Genomic DNA, 236 nt, shown 5'->3' with positions numbered 1-236 from the left:
TTAAAGATCTTCCAAACGAACAAGTCGTCTGGATGAGTCATGGTGATCTAGTTGTTGAAGTTCCAGAAGGCTTTACCGTTGATGCGACAAGCCATCATTGCCCGAACTCAGCAATGAGCAAGAAGGATAAGAAATGGTACGGCGTTCAATTTCATCCGGAAGTCCGCCATTCAGAATACGGAAACGACCTTTTGAAGAACTTCGTTTTCGGTGTTTGTGAATGCGTCGGCGAATGG

The 236-nt window shown here is 45.3% G+C and carries 1 protein-coding gene; it reads left to right on the top strand.

Annotation, left to right across the window (positions count from 1 at the left end; translation table 11 throughout):
* Nucleotides 1–236 (top strand): glutamine amidotransferase-related protein (locus tag CF394_RS00085; protein ID WP_439332846.1); only part of this gene is annotated, 236 nt, incomplete at both ends.

The sequence above is a fragment of the Tetzosporium hominis genome, assembly GCF_002265435.1.
GTDB lineage: Bacteria > Bacillota > Bacilli > Bacillales_A > Planococcaceae > Chryseomicrobium > Chryseomicrobium hominis.
The sequence above is the reverse complement of the archived record's forward strand: the minus strand, read 5'-3'. Positions and strand labels throughout refer to the sequence as shown.